At 66.6% G+C, this 13,777-nt stretch carries 13 protein-coding genes; 12 read left to right on the top strand and 1 reads right to left on the bottom strand.

Features of this window, described 5'->3' with window-relative positions:
- The first annotated feature begins 12 nt into the window (after nt 1-12).
- From HMPREF1224_RS18285 to HMPREF1224_RS18245, 10 genes are all read left to right on the top strand, one after another.
- Nucleotides 13-1,008, top strand: a complete 996-nt coding sequence (locus HMPREF1224_RS18285) for a glucokinase (RefSeq protein WP_003114838.1) — start codon at nt 13-15, stop codon at nt 1,006-1,008.
- Nucleotides 1,009-1,042: 34 nt separating this feature from the next.
- A complete protein-coding gene (gene gltR / locus HMPREF1224_RS18280) occupies nt 1,043-1,771 on the top strand; it encodes a two-component system response regulator GltR (RefSeq protein WP_003091475.1) in 729 nt (242 codons plus the stop codon).
- Nucleotides 1,772-1,794: 23 nt separating this feature from the next.
- A complete protein-coding gene (gtrS, locus tag HMPREF1224_RS18275; protein WP_012613857.1) occupies nt 1,795-3,216 on the top strand; it encodes a two-component system sensor histidine kinase GtrS in 1,422 nt (473 codons plus the stop codon).
- A gap of 57 nt (nt 3,217-3,273) precedes the next feature.
- Nucleotides 3,274-3,627: an endonuclease domain-containing protein gene (locus HMPREF1224_RS44110; protein WP_305954747.1), complete on the top strand. Its 354-nt coding sequence runs from the start codon at nt 3,274-3,276 to the stop codon at nt 3,625-3,627.
- Nucleotides 3,628-3,740: 113 nt separating this feature from the next.
- The gene (locus HMPREF1224_RS18270; RefSeq protein WP_003091472.1) at nt 3,741-5,003 is read left to right on the top strand and encodes an ABC transporter substrate-binding protein; all 1,263 of its coding nucleotides are present in this window, start codon (nt 3,741-3,743) and stop codon (nt 5,001-5,003) included.
- 100 nt (nt 5,004-5,103) lie between these two features.
- On the top strand, nt 5,104-6,036 hold the full coding sequence (locus tag HMPREF1224_RS18265) for a carbohydrate ABC transporter permease (protein WP_003091471.1): 933 nt from the start codon (nt 5,104-5,106) through the stop codon (nt 6,034-6,036).
- Nucleotides 6,029-6,874, top strand: coding sequence for a carbohydrate ABC transporter permease (locus tag HMPREF1224_RS18260; RefSeq protein WP_003091470.1), 846 nt, complete (start codon nt 6,029-6,031; stop codon nt 6,872-6,874). The genes HMPREF1224_RS18265 and HMPREF1224_RS18260 overlap by 8 nt, the downstream gene beginning before the upstream one ends.
- Before the next feature lie 32 nt (nt 6,875-6,906).
- On the top strand, nt 6,907-8,067 hold the full coding sequence (locus HMPREF1224_RS18255; RefSeq protein ID WP_010793235.1) for an ABC transporter ATP-binding protein: 1,161 nt from the start codon (nt 6,907-6,909) through the stop codon (nt 8,065-8,067).
- A 43-nt stretch (nt 8,068-8,110) separates the two neighbouring features.
- Nucleotides 8,111-9,475: a carbohydrate porin OprB gene (gene oprB, locus HMPREF1224_RS18250; protein ID WP_003116413.1), complete on the top strand. Its 1,365-nt coding sequence runs from the start codon at nt 8,111-8,113 to the stop codon at nt 9,473-9,475.
- 214 nt (nt 9,476-9,689) lie between these two features.
- Nucleotides 9,690-10,541, top strand: coding sequence for a D-hexose-6-phosphate mutarotase (locus HMPREF1224_RS18245; protein WP_003112064.1), 852 nt, complete (start codon nt 9,690-9,692; stop codon nt 10,539-10,541).
- Nucleotides 10,542-10,549: 8 nt separating this feature from the next.
- On the opposite strand, the gene HMPREF1224_RS18240 is transcribed toward HMPREF1224_RS18245, so the two are convergent.
- On the bottom strand, nt 10,550-11,407 hold the full coding sequence (locus tag HMPREF1224_RS18240; RefSeq protein WP_003091466.1) for a MurR/RpiR family transcriptional regulator: 858 nt from the start codon (nt 11,405-11,407) through the stop codon (nt 10,550-10,552).
- A gap of 186 nt (nt 11,408-11,593) precedes the next feature.
- Here HMPREF1224_RS18240 and zwf point away from each other — a divergent pair, with 186 nt between their 5' ends.
- On the top strand, nt 11,594-13,063 hold the full coding sequence (zwf, locus tag HMPREF1224_RS18235) for a glucose-6-phosphate dehydrogenase (protein WP_003113442.1): 1,470 nt from the start codon (nt 11,594-11,596) through the stop codon (nt 13,061-13,063).
- Nucleotides 13,050-13,766, top strand: a complete 717-nt coding sequence (pgl, locus tag HMPREF1224_RS18230; protein WP_010793234.1) for a 6-phosphogluconolactonase — start codon at nt 13,050-13,052, stop codon at nt 13,764-13,766. Before zwf ends, pgl begins: the two co-directional genes overlap by 14 nt.
- Nucleotides 13,767-13,777 lie beyond the last annotated feature (11 nt).

The following is a 13,777-nucleotide window of genomic DNA, read 5'->3' as shown; positions in this document are numbered from 1 at the left end:
GGTTCAACGACGATGAATAACGACAACAAGAGAAGCGCCGGCGGCCTCGGCCTGGTCGGCGATATCGGCGGCACCAATGCGCGTTTCGCGCTCTGGCGCGGGCAGCGCCTGGAATCCATCGAGGTGCTCGCCTGCGCCGACTACCCGCGGCCTGAACTGGCCGTGCGCGACTACCTGGCGCGGATCGGCGAATCGGTGGCGAACATCGACTCGGTCTGCCTGGCCTGCGCCGGTCCGGTCGGGGCGGCCGATTTCCGTTTCACCAACAACCACTGGGTGATCAATCGTGCCGCGTTCCGCGAGGAGCTGGGGCTGGATCACCTGCTGCTGGTCAACGACTTCAGCACCATGGCCTGGGCCGCCTCGCGGCTAGGTGCGGACGAGCTGGTGCAGGTCCGCGCCGGCAGTGCCCAGGCGGATCGCGCCCGGCTGATCATCGGTCCCGGCACCGGCCTTGGCGTCGGCAGCCTGCTGCCGCTGGGCGGGGGACGTTGGGAAGTGCTGCCCTGCGAGGGCGGGCACGTCGACCTGCCGGTCACTTCGCCGCGCGACTTCGCGCTCTGGCAGGGCCTGCAGGCGCGCTACGGACATGTCTCCGCCGAGCGCGCACTGTCCGGCAACGGCCTGCTCGCCCTCTATGAAATCAGCTGTGCCCTGGACGGGGTCGCCGTACGCGCGAGCAGTGCGGCGGAAGTCGGTGCCCTGGCCATGGCCGGCGACGCCCAGGCGGACGCCGTGCTGGAGCACTTCTTCCTGTGGCTGGCGCGGGTCGCCGGCAACGCGGTGCTCACCGTCGGCGCGCTCGGTGGCGTCTACATTACCGGCGGCATCGTCCCGCGTTTCCTCGAGCGTTTCATCGCCAGCGGCTTCGCCGAGGCCTTCGCCAGCCGTGGCAAGACTAGCGGCGCTTACCTGCAGGACGTACCGGTGTGGGTCATGACCGCCGAACATCCGGGCCTGCTCGGCGCCGGAGTCGCCCTGCAGCAGGCCCTGGACGCCGAGGGTTGAGTCGGCGTCGAGCAACCGCATAAGGAGGAGCCTCGTGAGCGCGAACGGACGATCGATCCTGCTGGTGGACGATGACCAGGAAATCCGCGAATTGCTGGAGACCTACCTGAGCCGCGCCGGCTTCCAGGTCCGCAGCGTCTCGCGGGGCGCCGACTTCCGCCAGGCGCTGTGCGAGGAGGAGGCGAGCCTGGCGATCCTCGACGTGATGCTGCCGGACGAGGACGGCTTCAGCCTCTGTCGCTGGATTCGCTCCCACCAGCGCCTGGCCTGCATGCCGATCATCATGCTCACCGCCAGTTCCGACGAGGCCGACCGGGTGATCGGCCTGGAACTGGGCGCCGACGACTACCTGGGCAAGCCGTTCAGCCCGCGCGAGCTGCTGGCGCGGATCAAGGCCCTGCTGCGCCGCGCGCAGTTCACCCAGGTGCGCGGTGGCGACGTACTGGCCTTCGAGGACTGGCGGCTGGACACGGTCAGCCACCGACTGTTCCACGAGGACGGCGAGGAGTTCTTCCTCAGCGGCGCGGATTTCGCCCTGCTCAAGCTGTTCCTCGACCATCCGCAGCAGATCCTCGACCGCGACACCATCGCCAACGCCACCCGCGGCCGCGAGGTGCTGCCGCTGGAGCGCATCGTCGACATGGCGGTCAGCCGCCTGCGCCAGCGCCTGCGCGACACCGGCAAGGCGCCGCGGCTGATCCAGACCGTGCGCGGCAGTGGCTACCTGCTGGCGGCGCAGGTGCGGCCGCACCTGCAGCCATGAGCGAACGGCGGCGCTGGTCGCCGGTGCCGCGCTCGCTGCTCGGGCGCATGCTGCTCCTGACCCTGCTCGCGGTGCTGGTCGCGCAAGGGCTTTCCAGCCTGTTCTGGCTGTCGCACCTGCGCTCCAGCCAGCGCGAGGGCCTGCTCACCAGCTCGCGCAGCCTGGCCTACTCGATGGCGGCCAGCGTCAGCTACTTCCGTTCCCTGCCGCTCGGCTACCGTCCGCTGGTGCTCGACCAGTTGCGCAGCATGGGCGGTACGCGCTTCTTCGTCTCGCTGAACGACCGGCCGCTGGAGATGCGTGCCCTGCCGGACACGCCGAACAAGCAGGCGGTGCTGGAGATCGTCCAGGACGTGTTGCACCAACGCCTGGGCAAGGAGGTCGAGCTGCAGGTCGAATTCGTCAGTCCCGACGAGCTGCGCCTGTTCAACGGCGCGCTGAAGCTCGACGAGCTGCCGCGTTCCTGGGCGCACTACGCGCTGACCCTGGAGCCGGTGAACCCGCCGGTGCTGGTGACCCAGATCCGCATCGGCGACAGCGAGTGGCTGTACATCGCCAGCCTGATGCCGGCGCCGTACGTCAGCCTGGAACCCGAGGGACTGCAACCGCAGCAGGTGCTCTCGATCGTTTTCACCAGCCTGTTGCTGCTGCTTTTCACCGGTTTGCTGATGCATTGGCAGAGCCGTCCGCTCAAGCGCCTGGCGCGCGCCGCCCGCGACCTGGCCCTGGGCAGTCCGTCGGCAGCGCTGGAGGAGCGCGGCGCCAGCGAACTGGTGGAGGTGGCGCGCGCCTTCAACACCATGCATGAGCGCATCGACCGCTACCTGAACGAGCGCGGGCAGTTGTTCAGCGCCATCTCCCACGACCTGCGCACGCCGATCACCCGCCTGCGCCTGCGGGTAGAACTCCTCGAGGACGAGCGCTTGCAGGAGAAGTTCGGGCGCGACCTGGACGAGCTGGAACTGCTGGTGAAGGGCGCGCTGCAGTGCGTGAAGGACACCGATATCCACGAGAACGTCGAGTCGGTCGACCTCAACCTGTTGCTCCAGCACATCGCCGAGCCCTACCTGGCCGATGGCCGGGTGGAGGTCGTCGGTCGCGCCGCGGAGCCTTATCCGGGCAAGCCCCTGGCGCTCAAGCGCTGTATCGGCAACCTGCTGGACAATGCGCTGAAATACGGCGAACGCGCCCGCCTGAGCCTGGAGGACGGGCCGGAAGCGGTGGTGCTGCACGTCGACGACGACGGCCCCGGCGTGCCCGAGCAGCGCCTGGAACAGATCTTCGAGCCGCGCTTCCGTCTGTCTCCGCGAGGGCAGGGCTACGGGCTGGGCCTGGGCATCGCGCGCAACATCGCGCACACCCATGGCGGCGAAGTCAGTTTGCAGAACCGTCGCGAGGGCGGCCTGCGGGTCAGCCTGCGCTTGCCGCGCCTGGGGCTGGAGTGATGGGCTGGCCTGTCGGGCCCTTGAACGAGGCGGGCAGGCACGAGGTTCTCCCGCGTTCTGCGGCAGCCGCAGACAGAGGCGGAGCGGGCGCTATGGCAGTGTTTGCGCGGGCATCGATTGCTCGGGCTGAAGTTTCGTCGGCAGAAGGTTCTCGGGCCGTACATCGTCGATTTCGTCTGCCATGAGCGGATGCTGGTGATCGAACTGGATGGCGGGCAGCATGTGGGTTCGCCGGCCGATGCCTGGCTGGAGAGCCGGGGTCCAGGGTACTGCGGTTCTGGAACGACAAGGTGCTGGCGCGCAGGGAGGTGCTGCTGGAGGTCATTCTCGTGTTGTAGGAGGTTTCTGTCGCGAAACCGCCTTGCCGAGTTCAAGTCCAGATTTTTCTGCTCTGCCTCAATCCCAATGTAACCACTCCGTGACAAACCCGGATCGCTTCGTTACCCGCGACGCGGAACGCTTGAATAGACTCGAAGCATTGCAAGCGCAGACTTGCTCCGAATAACAAGAAGAAGGTTTTCCTCATGAATGCGATCCGTCGCCTCTCTGCCGTCATCTGTCTTTCCTCCCTCTGTCTCTCCCCGCTGCTGGCCCAGGCCGGCGAAGTCGAAGTGCTGCACTGGTGGACCTCCGCCGGCGAGAAGCGCGCCGCCGAAACCCTGAAGAAGCTGGTCGAAGCCAAGGGCCACACCTGGAAGGACTTCGCCGTGGCCGGCGGTGGCGGCGAGGCGGCGATGACCGTGCTGAAGACCCGCGCGGTGTCCGGCAATCCGCCGGCCGCGGCGCAGATCAAGGGGCCGGATATCCAGGAGTGGGGCGAACTGGGCCTGCTTGCCGACCTCAACGCGGTGGCCGCCGAAGGCAAGTGGGACAGCCTGCTGCCGAAGCAGGTGGCGCAGATCATGAAGTACGACGGCGACTACGTAGCAGTGCCGATCAACGTACACCGGGTGAACTGGCTCTACATCAACCCGGAAGTGTTCAAGAAGGCCGGCGCCACCCCGCCGACCACCCTCGACGAACTGTTCGTCGCCGCCGACAAGCTCAAGGCCGCCGGTTTCACGCCGCTGGCCCATGGCAGCCAACCGTGGCAGGACGGCACCGTGTTCGAGAACCTGGTGCTGAGCAAGATGGGCCCGGAAGGCTATCGCAAGGCCTTCGTCGAACAGGACAAGGCGACCCTCACCGGAGCGCAGATGGTCGAGGTGTTCGCCGCGCTGAAGAAGCTCCGCGGCTACGTCGATGCCGACGCCGCCGGTCGCGAATGGAGCGCCGCCACGGCGATGGTGATCAACGGCAAGGCCGGGATGCAGATCATGGGCGACTGGGCGAAGAGCGAGTTCACCGCCGCCGGCAAGGTGCCGGGCAAGGACTACCAGTGCCTGCCGTTCCCCGGCACGCAGAAAGCCTTCGACTACAACATCGACTCGCTGGTGATGTTCAAGCTGAGCAACGCGGAGAACCGCAAGGCCCAGGAAGACCTGGCGCGCAGCGTGCTCGACCCGTCCTTCCAGAAGGACTTCAACCTCAACAAGGGCTCCATCCCGGTTCGCCTGGACGCCGACATGGCGCCGTTCGACAGTTGCGCCCAGCAGTCGATGAAGGACTTCAAGCAGGCTTCCCAGGACGGCAACCTGGTGCCGAGCATGGCCCACAGCATGGCCGCTTCCAGCTACGTGCAGGGGGCGATCTTCGACGTGGTGACCAACTTCTTCAACGACCCCGCCGCGGATCCGCAGAAGGCCGCCCAGCAACTGGCGGCCGCCATCGAGGCGGCGGCGCAGTAAGTCCCTGGCGCGGATCCCGGCCAGGGCTCCGCTCGATCCTCCCGACTGGCTCCGTGCCGCCGAGCGGCACGGGTGGGTTCCTTCGCACGCGAGAAAACGCATGGCGACCAATTCCCCTGTCTATCCCACGGCTCCGGTAGCGCCTCGTCGCGTCTCGCCACTCGATCGCCTGCAAGGCTGGCTGCCGAAGCTGGTGCTGGCGCCAAGCGTGGTCGTGGTGCTGTTCTGCATGTATGGCTACATTGGCTGGACGCTGCTGCTGTCCTTCACCAACTCGCGCTTCATGCCCAGCTACAAGTGGGCCGGGCTGAGCCAGTACCAGCGCCTGTGGGACAACGACCGCTGGTGGGTGGCGAGCAAGAACCTGCTGCTCTTCGGCGGCTCGTTCATCGCCATCTGCCTGGTGCTCGGAGTGTTCCTCGCAGTGCTGCTGGACCAGCGCATCCGCCGCGAAGGCTTCATCCGCACCCTCTACCTGTATCCCATGGCGTTGTCGATGATCGTCACCGGCACCGCCTGGAAGTGGCTGCTCAATCCGGGCCTGGGCCTGGACAAGCTGCTCCGCGACTGGGGCTGGGAAGGTTTCCGCTTCGACTGGCTGGTGGACCCGGAGCGGGTCGTCTACTGCCTGGTGATCGCCGCCGTGTGGCAGGCCTCCGGCTTCGTCATGGCGCTGTTCCTCGCCGGCCTGCGCGGGGTCGACCCGGCCATCGTGCGCGCCGCCCAGGTCGACGGTGCGAGCCTGCCGACCATCTACCTGCGCATCGTCCTGCCGAGCCTGCGCCCGGTGTTCTTCAGCGCGCTGATGATCCTCGCCCATATCGCGATCAAGAGCTTCGACCTGGTGGCGGCGATGACCGCCGGCGGCCCGGGTTATTCCTCCGACCTGCCGGCGATGTTCATGTATGCGCATACCTTCACCCGTGGCCAGATGGGGCTCGGCGCGGCGAGCGCGATGCTGATGCTCGGCGCTGTACTGGCGATCGTGGTGCCTTACCTGTATTCCGAACTGCGAGGCAAGCGCCATGCGTGACGCGTCCCTGAACCCGAGCTTCAGCGTCAGCCGCCTGGCCGTGCACCTGACCCTCTGGGGCGCCTGCGCGCTTTACCTGGTGCCGCTGCTGGTGATGCTGCTGACCAGCTTCAAGACGCCGGACGACATCCGCACCGGCAACCTGCTGTCGCTGCCCGACACCTTCACCGTCATCGGCTGGCTCAAGGCCTGGGACAGCGTCGGCGCGTTCTTCTGGAACTCGGTGCTGATCACCGTGCCCGGCGTGCTGATCTCCACCTTCATCGGCGCGTTGAACGGCTACGTGCTGTCGATGTGGCGCTTCCGCGGTTCCCAGCTGTTCTTCGGCGCGCTGTTGTTCGGCTGCTTCCTGCCGTTCCAGGTGATCCTCCTGCCGATGTCCTTCACCCTCGGCAAGCTCGGCCTGGCCAATACCACCAGTGGCCTGGTGCTGGTCCACGTGATCTACGGCCTGGCCTTCACCACGCTGTTCTTCCGCAACTATTTCGTGGCGATCCCGGATGCCCTGGTCAAGGCCGCGCGCCTGGACGGCGCCGGCTTCTTCACCATCTTCCTGCGCATCCTGCTACCGATGTCCACGCCCATCGTGATGGTCTGCCTGATCTGGCAGTTCACCCAGATCTGGAACGACTTCCTGTTCGGCGTGGTGTTCGCCAGCGGCGATTCGCAACCGATCACCGTGGCCCTGAACAACCTGGTGAACATCACCACCGGGGTCAAGGAATACAACGTCGACATGGCCGCGGCGATGATCGCCGCGCTGCCCACGCTGGTGGTCTACGTACTGGCCGGCAAGTACTTCGTGCGCGGCCTCACCGCCGGCGCCGTGAAAGGCTGAGACGGGTCGCTGACCCCGGAGACGAACGAAACATGGCAACCCTCGAACTGCGCAACCTGCACAAGAGCTACGGCAGCGGCCTGGCGGATACCCTCAGGGACATCCGGCTGAAGATCGACTCCGGCGAATTCCTGATCCTCGTCGGGCCCTCGGGTTGCGGCAAGTCGACCCTGATGAACTGCATCGCCGGGCTGGAGAGCATCACCGGCGGTGCGATCCTGGTGGACGGCCAGGACATCAGCGGCATGAGCCCCAAGGACCGCGACATCGCCATGGTCTTCCAGTCCTACGCCCTGTACCCGACCATGAGCGTGCGCGAGAACATCGCCTTCGGCCTGAAGATCCGCAAGATGCCCCAGGCCGCCATCGACGAGGAGGTGGCGCGGGTGGCCAGGCTGTTGCAGATCGAGCACCTGCTCGAACGCAAGCCCTCGCAGCTCTCCGGCGGCCAGCAGCAGCGGGTGGCCATGGGCCGGGCGCTGGCGCGGCGGCCCAAGGTCTACCTGTTCGACGAGCCGCTGTCCAACCTCGATGCCAAGCTGCGGGTGGAAATGCGCACTGAGCTGAAGCTGATGCACCAGCGGCTGAAGACCACGACCGTGTATGTCACCCACGACCAGATCGAGGCCATGACCCTCGGCGACAAGGTGGCGGTGATGAAGGACGGCGTCATCCAGCAGTTCGGCACGCCGCAGCAGATCTACAACGACCCGGCCAACCTGTTCGTCGCCAGCTTCATCGGTTCGCCGCCGATGAATTTCATTCCGTTGCGCCTGCAGCGCCGGGACGGACGCTGGACCGGCCTGCTCGATAGCGGCCAGGACCGTATCGAACTGCCGCTGAGCCTGGAGCCCAGCCTGGAGGAGGGGCGCGAGCTGATCCTCGGCGTACGACCGGAGCAGATCGCCCTGGGCGATGGCAGCGCTGCCCATGACCTGCGTACCGAGGTCGAGGTGCTCGAACCGACCGGGCCGGACACCCTGGTCTTCGTCACCGTCAACCAGGTCAAGGTCTGTTGCCGCCTGGCGCCGGACGTCGCGCCGGCCGCGGGCAGCGGCATGAGCCTGCGCTTCGATCCCGCGCGGGTCCTGCTGTTCGACGCGCAGAGCGGCGAGCGCGTGGCCGTGCGCACGGCGGGCGTGGCGGCGGAGAAGGTCACCGCCTTGAACGGCAATCGCCAGAAGAACTCCTGAATCCTTTCGTACTGCCTAGACCACAACCACGAGGACGCTGGAAATGTACAAGAACAAGAAAACCAGACCGGCCGCCAGGACCGTTGGCTGCCTGTTTGCCCTTGGAGCGCTGGGCTTGGGGAGCGCGGCGCACGCCGCCGAGGCGTTCTCCCCGAACTCGAAATGGATGCTCGGCGACTGGGGCGGCAAGCGCACCGAGCTGCTGGAGAAGGGCTACGACTTCAAGCTGGAGTACGTCGGCGAGGCGGCGGCCAACCTCGACGGCGGCTATGACGACGACAAGACAGGACGCTACACCGACCAGTTCGCCCTGGGCGTGCACATGGACCTGGAGAAGATCCTCGGCTGGAAGGCTACCGAGTTCCAGTTCACCGTCACCGAGCGCAACGGCAAGAACCTTTCCAACGACCGCATCGGCGACCCGCGTGCCGGGCACATCAGCTCGGTGCAGGAGGTCTGGGGCCGCGGGCAGACCTGGCGGCTGACCCAGCTGTGGCTCAAGCAGCAGTACTTCGACGGCGCGCTGGACGTGAAATTCGGCCGTTTCGGCGAGGGCGAGGACTTCAACAGCTTCCCCTGCGATTTCCAGAACCTGGCCTTCTGCGGCTCGCAGGTGGGCAACTGGGCGGGGAGCATCTGGTACAACTGGCCGGTCAGCCAGTGGGCGTTGCGGGTGAAGTACAACTTCGCGCCGGACTGGTACGTGCAGGTCGGCGCCTACGAGCAGAACCCGTCGAACCTGGAGACCGGCAACGGCTTCAAGATGAGCGGCAGCGGGACCAAGGGCGCGCTGCTGCCGGTGGAGCTGATCTGGCAGCCGAAGGTCGGCGCCGAGCAACTGCCGGGCGAGTACCGGCTGGGCTACTACTACAGCACGGCGAAGGCCGATGACGTCTACGACGACGTCGACGGCCAGCCGCAGGGGCTGACCGGCAACGACTTCAAGTCGCGCGGCAGCAAGCATGGCTGGTGGGTGGTGGCGCAGCAGCAGGTCACTTCGCACAACGGCGATGCCTCGCGCGGGTTGAGCCTGTTCGCCAACCTGACGGTCCACGACAAGGCGACCAACGTGGTGGACAACTACCAGCAGCTCGGGGTGGTCTACAAGGGTCCGTTCGACGCGCGGCCGAAGGACGACATCGGCCTGGGCATCGCGCGCATCCATGTCAACGACGATGTGAAGAAGCGCCAGCGCCTGGTGAACCAGGTGAACGGCATCGACGATTACGACAACCCGCTGTACCAGCCGCTGCAGGACACCGAGTACAACGCCGAGCTGTACTACGGGGTGCATGTGACCGACTGGCTGACGGTGCGGCCGAACCTGCAGTACATCAAGCAGCCGGGCGGGGTCGACGAGGTCGACAACGCGCTGGTGGCGGGGATCAAGATCCAGACGGTGTTCTGACCGTCGCGTTGCCTGCTCCGGTGTTGTGCCTGGGCCCGCCCGAGCGTTTCGGGCGGGCCGTTTTTTTCCGGCGACCGCTCTTCCCGGCTGCCTGTTACAAACCGACTACGCTTTTCCTGTGCCGATCATTTGGGGCTTGCGTGCGAAATGTAGTAAAACTACACGGATGCACGCCCGGGCTTTCCGGGAAGGGGAGAGGGTAGGACAATCGGACATGCTTGAGCATCCGCTGCAGCGTTTCTTTCATTCCATGCGGGCCAAGCGACCGTTCGACTGGGTACGCTTCCAACGTCGCGATCTGCTGTTGATCGACCATCCGCTGTGCCAGGCCGTATTCAGTCGGCAAGGGGCGCAGCTCCTGCATTTCCAGCCGCAGGGCGAACGCCCGTTGCTGTGGTGCGCCAGCGAATGGCCGGCCCTCAGCAGCGCGCCGGTGCGCGGCGGCATCCCGGTCTGCTGGCCGTGGTTCGGCAGCCATCCGAACGGCAGCGAATGGCCGCAGCAGGGCTGGGCGCGGCAACGCGAATGGCGCCTGCTGGATGCCTACGCCGACGAAAGCAAGGTGGTGGTGAGCTGGCAACTGGACCTGGAGGACTGGCACGTGCGCCTCGATGCGCGCCTTGGCCAGCGCCTGGAGCTGGAGCTGTGCAGCTACCATGAGGAAGACGACGATTGCCTGTTCAGCTTCGCCCTGCAGCCCTACTGGCGGGTCGGCGCGCTGAGCCGGGTGGTGGTGCACGGCATGGAGCTGGAGTCGGCTCGCGGCCAGCGCGGCGCTTCGCGGATTCCGGGAACCTGGATACCGCGCGGCGCGGTCAAGCAGGTGCTCTACCATCCCGGATCGCTGGTGCTGGAGGACGGCGGCTGGAACCGCCGCTTGCGGATCGACAAGAACGTCAGCGCCGGCAGCGTGATCTGGCACCCCGGCAGCCGCCCGGTGGAGCAGGTCGAGCCGGGCGAAGCGGAACGCTTCCTCTGTATCGGCGCCGCTGGCTACCGCCCGGGCGGGCTGATCCTGGCGCCCGGCGAACGCATGCGCCTGAGTCTCGCCGCCGGCCTGCAATAGGCGGGCGGTCAGTTGTCCTCGTCGAGGGGATAGCGGGTTGGCACCAGGCTTTCCTTGATCCGCCGCAGGTGCGGCTGGAAGTCCACGCCGCGGCGCAGGGTCACTCCGGTGGCCAGTACGTCGAGCACAGTGAGCTGGACGATCCGCGAAGTCATCGGCATGTAGATGTCGGTGTCCTCCGGCAACGGGATGTCCAGGCACAGGGTGCTGGCCCTGGCCAGCGGCGAGCCGGCGGCGGTCAGGCCGAGCACCGAGGCGCCGTTCTCCCGCGCCAGGTGCGCCACCTCCACCAGCTCGCGGGTGCGTCCGGTATAGGAAATCACCACGAACAGGTCGCCGGTATGCGCCACCGAGGCGATCATCCGTTGCATCAGCACGTCGGCCTGGGCGCTCACCGCCAGGTTGAAGCGGAAGAACTTGTGCTGCGCGTCGAGCGCTACCGAGGCCGAGGCGCCGAGACCGAAGAAGTGGATCTGCCGGGCCTGGATCAACAGGTCCACGGCGCGGTCGATGACGCGTGGGTCGAGCAACTTGTGGGCGCTGTCGAGGGAGGCGATGGTGTTGCTGAAGATCTTCCGCGTATAGGCTTCCGGCCCGTCGTCCTCGGCTACCGCCTGGGTTACGAAGGCAGCGCCGCTGGCCAGGCTCTGGGCCAGCTGGATCTTCAGTTCCGGATAGCCGCTCATGCCGAAGGAGCGACAGAAGCGGTTCACCGTCGGTTCGCTGACCGCTGCCGCCTGGGCCAGGGCGGCGATGCTGAAACGGGTGGCCTGCTGCGGGTTCTGCAGGATGACCTCGGCGACTTTGCGCTCCGCCTTGTTCAGTTCGTCCAGGCGGCTCTGGATCTGCTCCAGCAGGTTTTTCATCCGGGTTCCTCGTGTTCTGTCGGCCCGGCGGGGAAGGGCCGGCGGCGGCGCCTATCCTAACGTCAGGCCGGCATGCGACCAACAGCGTGGCGGGCTGGGAAAAATATGTTGTTTAATTACTACATATTTGTCTTAATTGCGCAGTGGATGGCTCAATATCACTCAATATTTGGTTGGTAACAACAAATGCCTGATGTCCGCGTTCTGCCTTGCACGTTAGCGCTGTTCGGTGCGCTGGGCGATCTCGCCTTGCGCAAGCTGTTCCCGGCGCTCTACCAACTCGATCGTGAGAACCTGCTGCACCGCGATACCCGCGTCCTGGCCCTGGCCCGTGACGAAGGCGCTCCCGCCGAACACCTGGCGACGCTGGAGCAGCGCCTGCGCCTGGCAGTGCCGGCGAAGGAGTGGGACGACGTGGTCTGGCAGCGTTTCCGCGAACGCCTCGACTACCTGAGCATGGACTTCCTCGACCCGCAGGCCTATGTCGGCTTGCGCGAGGCGGTGGATGACGAACTGCCGCTGGTCGCCTACTTCGCCACGCCGGCCTCGGTGTTCGGCGGCATCTGCGAGAACCTCGCCGCCGCCGGTCTCGCCGAGCGCACCCGGGTGGTGCTGGAGAAGCCCATCGGTCATGACCTGGAGTCGTCCCGCGAGGTCAACGAGGCAGTCGCCCGGTTCTTCCCGGAAAGCCGCATCTACCGGATCGACCATTACCTGGGCAAGGAGACGGTGCAGAACCTGATCGCCCTGCGCTTCGCCAACAGCCTCTTCGAGACCCAGTGGAACCAGAACCACATCTCCCACGTGGAGATCACCGTGGCCGAGAAGGTCGGCATCGAAGGCCGCTGGGGCTACTTCGACCAGGCCGGGCAACTGCGCGACATGGTGCAGAACCACCTGCTGCAACTGCTTTGCCTGATCGCCATGGATCCGCCCAGCGACCTTTCGGCGGACAGCATTCGCGACGAGAAGGTCAAGGTCCTCCGCGCCCTCGAGCCGATTCCCGCCGAACAACTGGCTTCGCGCGTGGTGCGTGGGCAGTACACCGCCGGTTTCAGCGACGGCAAGGCAGTGCCGGGCTACCTGGAGGAGGAACATGCGAATCGCGACAGCGACGCGGAAACCTTCGTCGCCCTGCGCGTGGACATCCGCAACTGGCGCTGGTCGGGCGTGCCGTTCTACCTGCGCACCGGCAAGCGCATGCCGCAGAAGCTGTCGCAGATCGTCATCCACTTCAAGGAGCCGCCGCACTACATCTTCGCTCCCGAGCAGCGTTCGCTGATCAGCAACCGGCTGATCATCCGCCTGCAGCCGGACGAAGGTATCTCCCTGCAAGTGATGACCAAGGACCAGGGCCTGGGCAAGGGCATGCAATTGCGTACCGGCCCGCTGCAACTGAGTTTTTCCGAGACCTACCACGCGGCGCGGATTCCCGATGCCTACGAGCGTCTGCTGCTGGAGGTCACCCAGGGCAACCAGTACCTGTTCGTGCGCAAGGACGAGGTGGAGTTCGCCTGGAAGTGGTGCGACCAGCTGATCGCTGGCTGGGAACGCCTGAGCGAAGCGCCCAAGCCGTATCCGGCTGGGAGTTGGGGGCCGGTGGCCTCGGTGGCCCTGGTGGCCCGCGATGGGAGGAGTTGGTATGGCGATTTCTGAGTTGAAGCTGCCGGCCGGCGTCGGCCTGCAGGTCTGGGGCAGCGCCGCCGAGCAGGCCCGCGGCCTGGCCGCCGAGGTCGCCGGCCGGTTGCGCTCGGCGCTGGCCGAGCAGGGCCAGGCGCTGCTGGTGGTGTCCGGTGGGCGCAGTCCGGTGGCCTTCCTCGAAGCCTTGAGCGAGGAGCCGCTGGACTGGTCGCGGATCACCGTCAGCCTGGCCGACGAGCGCTGGGTGCCGGAGTCGCATGCCGATAGCAACGCCGGCCTGGTTCGCCGCCACCTGCTCCGTGGCGAGGCGGCGAAGGCGCGCTTCATCGGCCTCTGCCAGCCGGCGGCGAGCCTGGAGGAAGCGGCCGAGCTGGCCGACCATCACCTGCACGAGCTGCCATTGCCGATCGACGTGCTGGTCCTCGGCATGGGCGACGACGGCCATACCGCCTCGCTGTTCCCGAACAGCCCTGGCCTGGACCTGGCGATGGATCCCCAGGGGACGCGCCGTTGCCTGCCGATGTGGGCGCCGAGCGTGCCGCACCAGCGCCTGACTCTGCCGCGCGCCGTGCTGGCGGCGGCGAAGGTGCAGCTGCTGGCGATCCAGGGCCAGTCCAAGCTGGCCACCCTGAACGCCGCGCTGGCGGTCGAGGACGAACGGCGGATGCCGGTTCGCGCCTTCCTCCGCGCGCCGCTGACGATCCATTGGTACCCCTGAGTGGCGGAGCT

The organism is Pseudomonas sp. P179 (genome assembly GCF_000478485.2).
GTDB lineage: Bacteria > Pseudomonadota > Gammaproteobacteria > Pseudomonadales > Pseudomonadaceae > Pseudomonas > Pseudomonas aeruginosa.
The sequence above is the reverse complement of the archived record's forward strand: the minus strand, read 5'-3'. Positions and strand labels throughout refer to the sequence as shown.

Excerpts from the sequence above, each read along its gene's own strand:
- HMPREF1224_RS18285 (WP_003114838.1), top strand. The coding sequence starts at position 13 with ATGAATAACGACAACAAGAGAAGCGCCGGCGGCCTCGGCCTGGTCGGC.
- HMPREF1224_RS18270 (WP_003091472.1), top strand. The coding sequence starts at position 3,741 with ATGAATGCGATCCGTCGCCTCTCTGCCGTCATCTGTCTTTCCTCCCTC.
- HMPREF1224_RS18265 (WP_003091471.1), top strand. The coding sequence starts at position 5,104 with ATGGCGACCAATTCCCCTGTCTATCCCACGGCTCCGGTAGCGCCTCGT.
- HMPREF1224_RS18260 (WP_003091470.1), top strand. The coding sequence starts at position 6,029 with ATGCGTGACGCGTCCCTGAACCCGAGCTTCAGCGTCAGCCGCCTGGCC.
- HMPREF1224_RS18255 (WP_010793235.1), top strand. The coding sequence starts at position 6,907 with ATGGCAACCCTCGAACTGCGCAACCTGCACAAGAGCTACGGCAGCGGC.
- oprB (WP_003116413.1), top strand. The coding sequence starts at position 8,111 with ATGTACAAGAACAAGAAAACCAGACCGGCCGCCAGGACCGTTGGCTGC.
- HMPREF1224_RS18245 (WP_003112064.1), top strand. The coding sequence starts at position 9,690 with ATGCTTGAGCATCCGCTGCAGCGTTTCTTTCATTCCATGCGGGCCAAG.
- HMPREF1224_RS18240 (WP_003091466.1), bottom strand. The coding sequence starts at position 11,407 with ATGAAAAACCTGCTGGAGCAGATCCAGAGCCGCCTGGACGAACTGAAC.
- zwf (WP_003113442.1), top strand. The coding sequence starts at position 11,594 with ATGCCTGATGTCCGCGTTCTGCCTTGCACGTTAGCGCTGTTCGGTGCG.
- pgl (WP_010793234.1), top strand. The coding sequence starts at position 13,050 with ATGGCGATTTCTGAGTTGAAGCTGCCGGCCGGCGTCGGCCTGCAGGTC.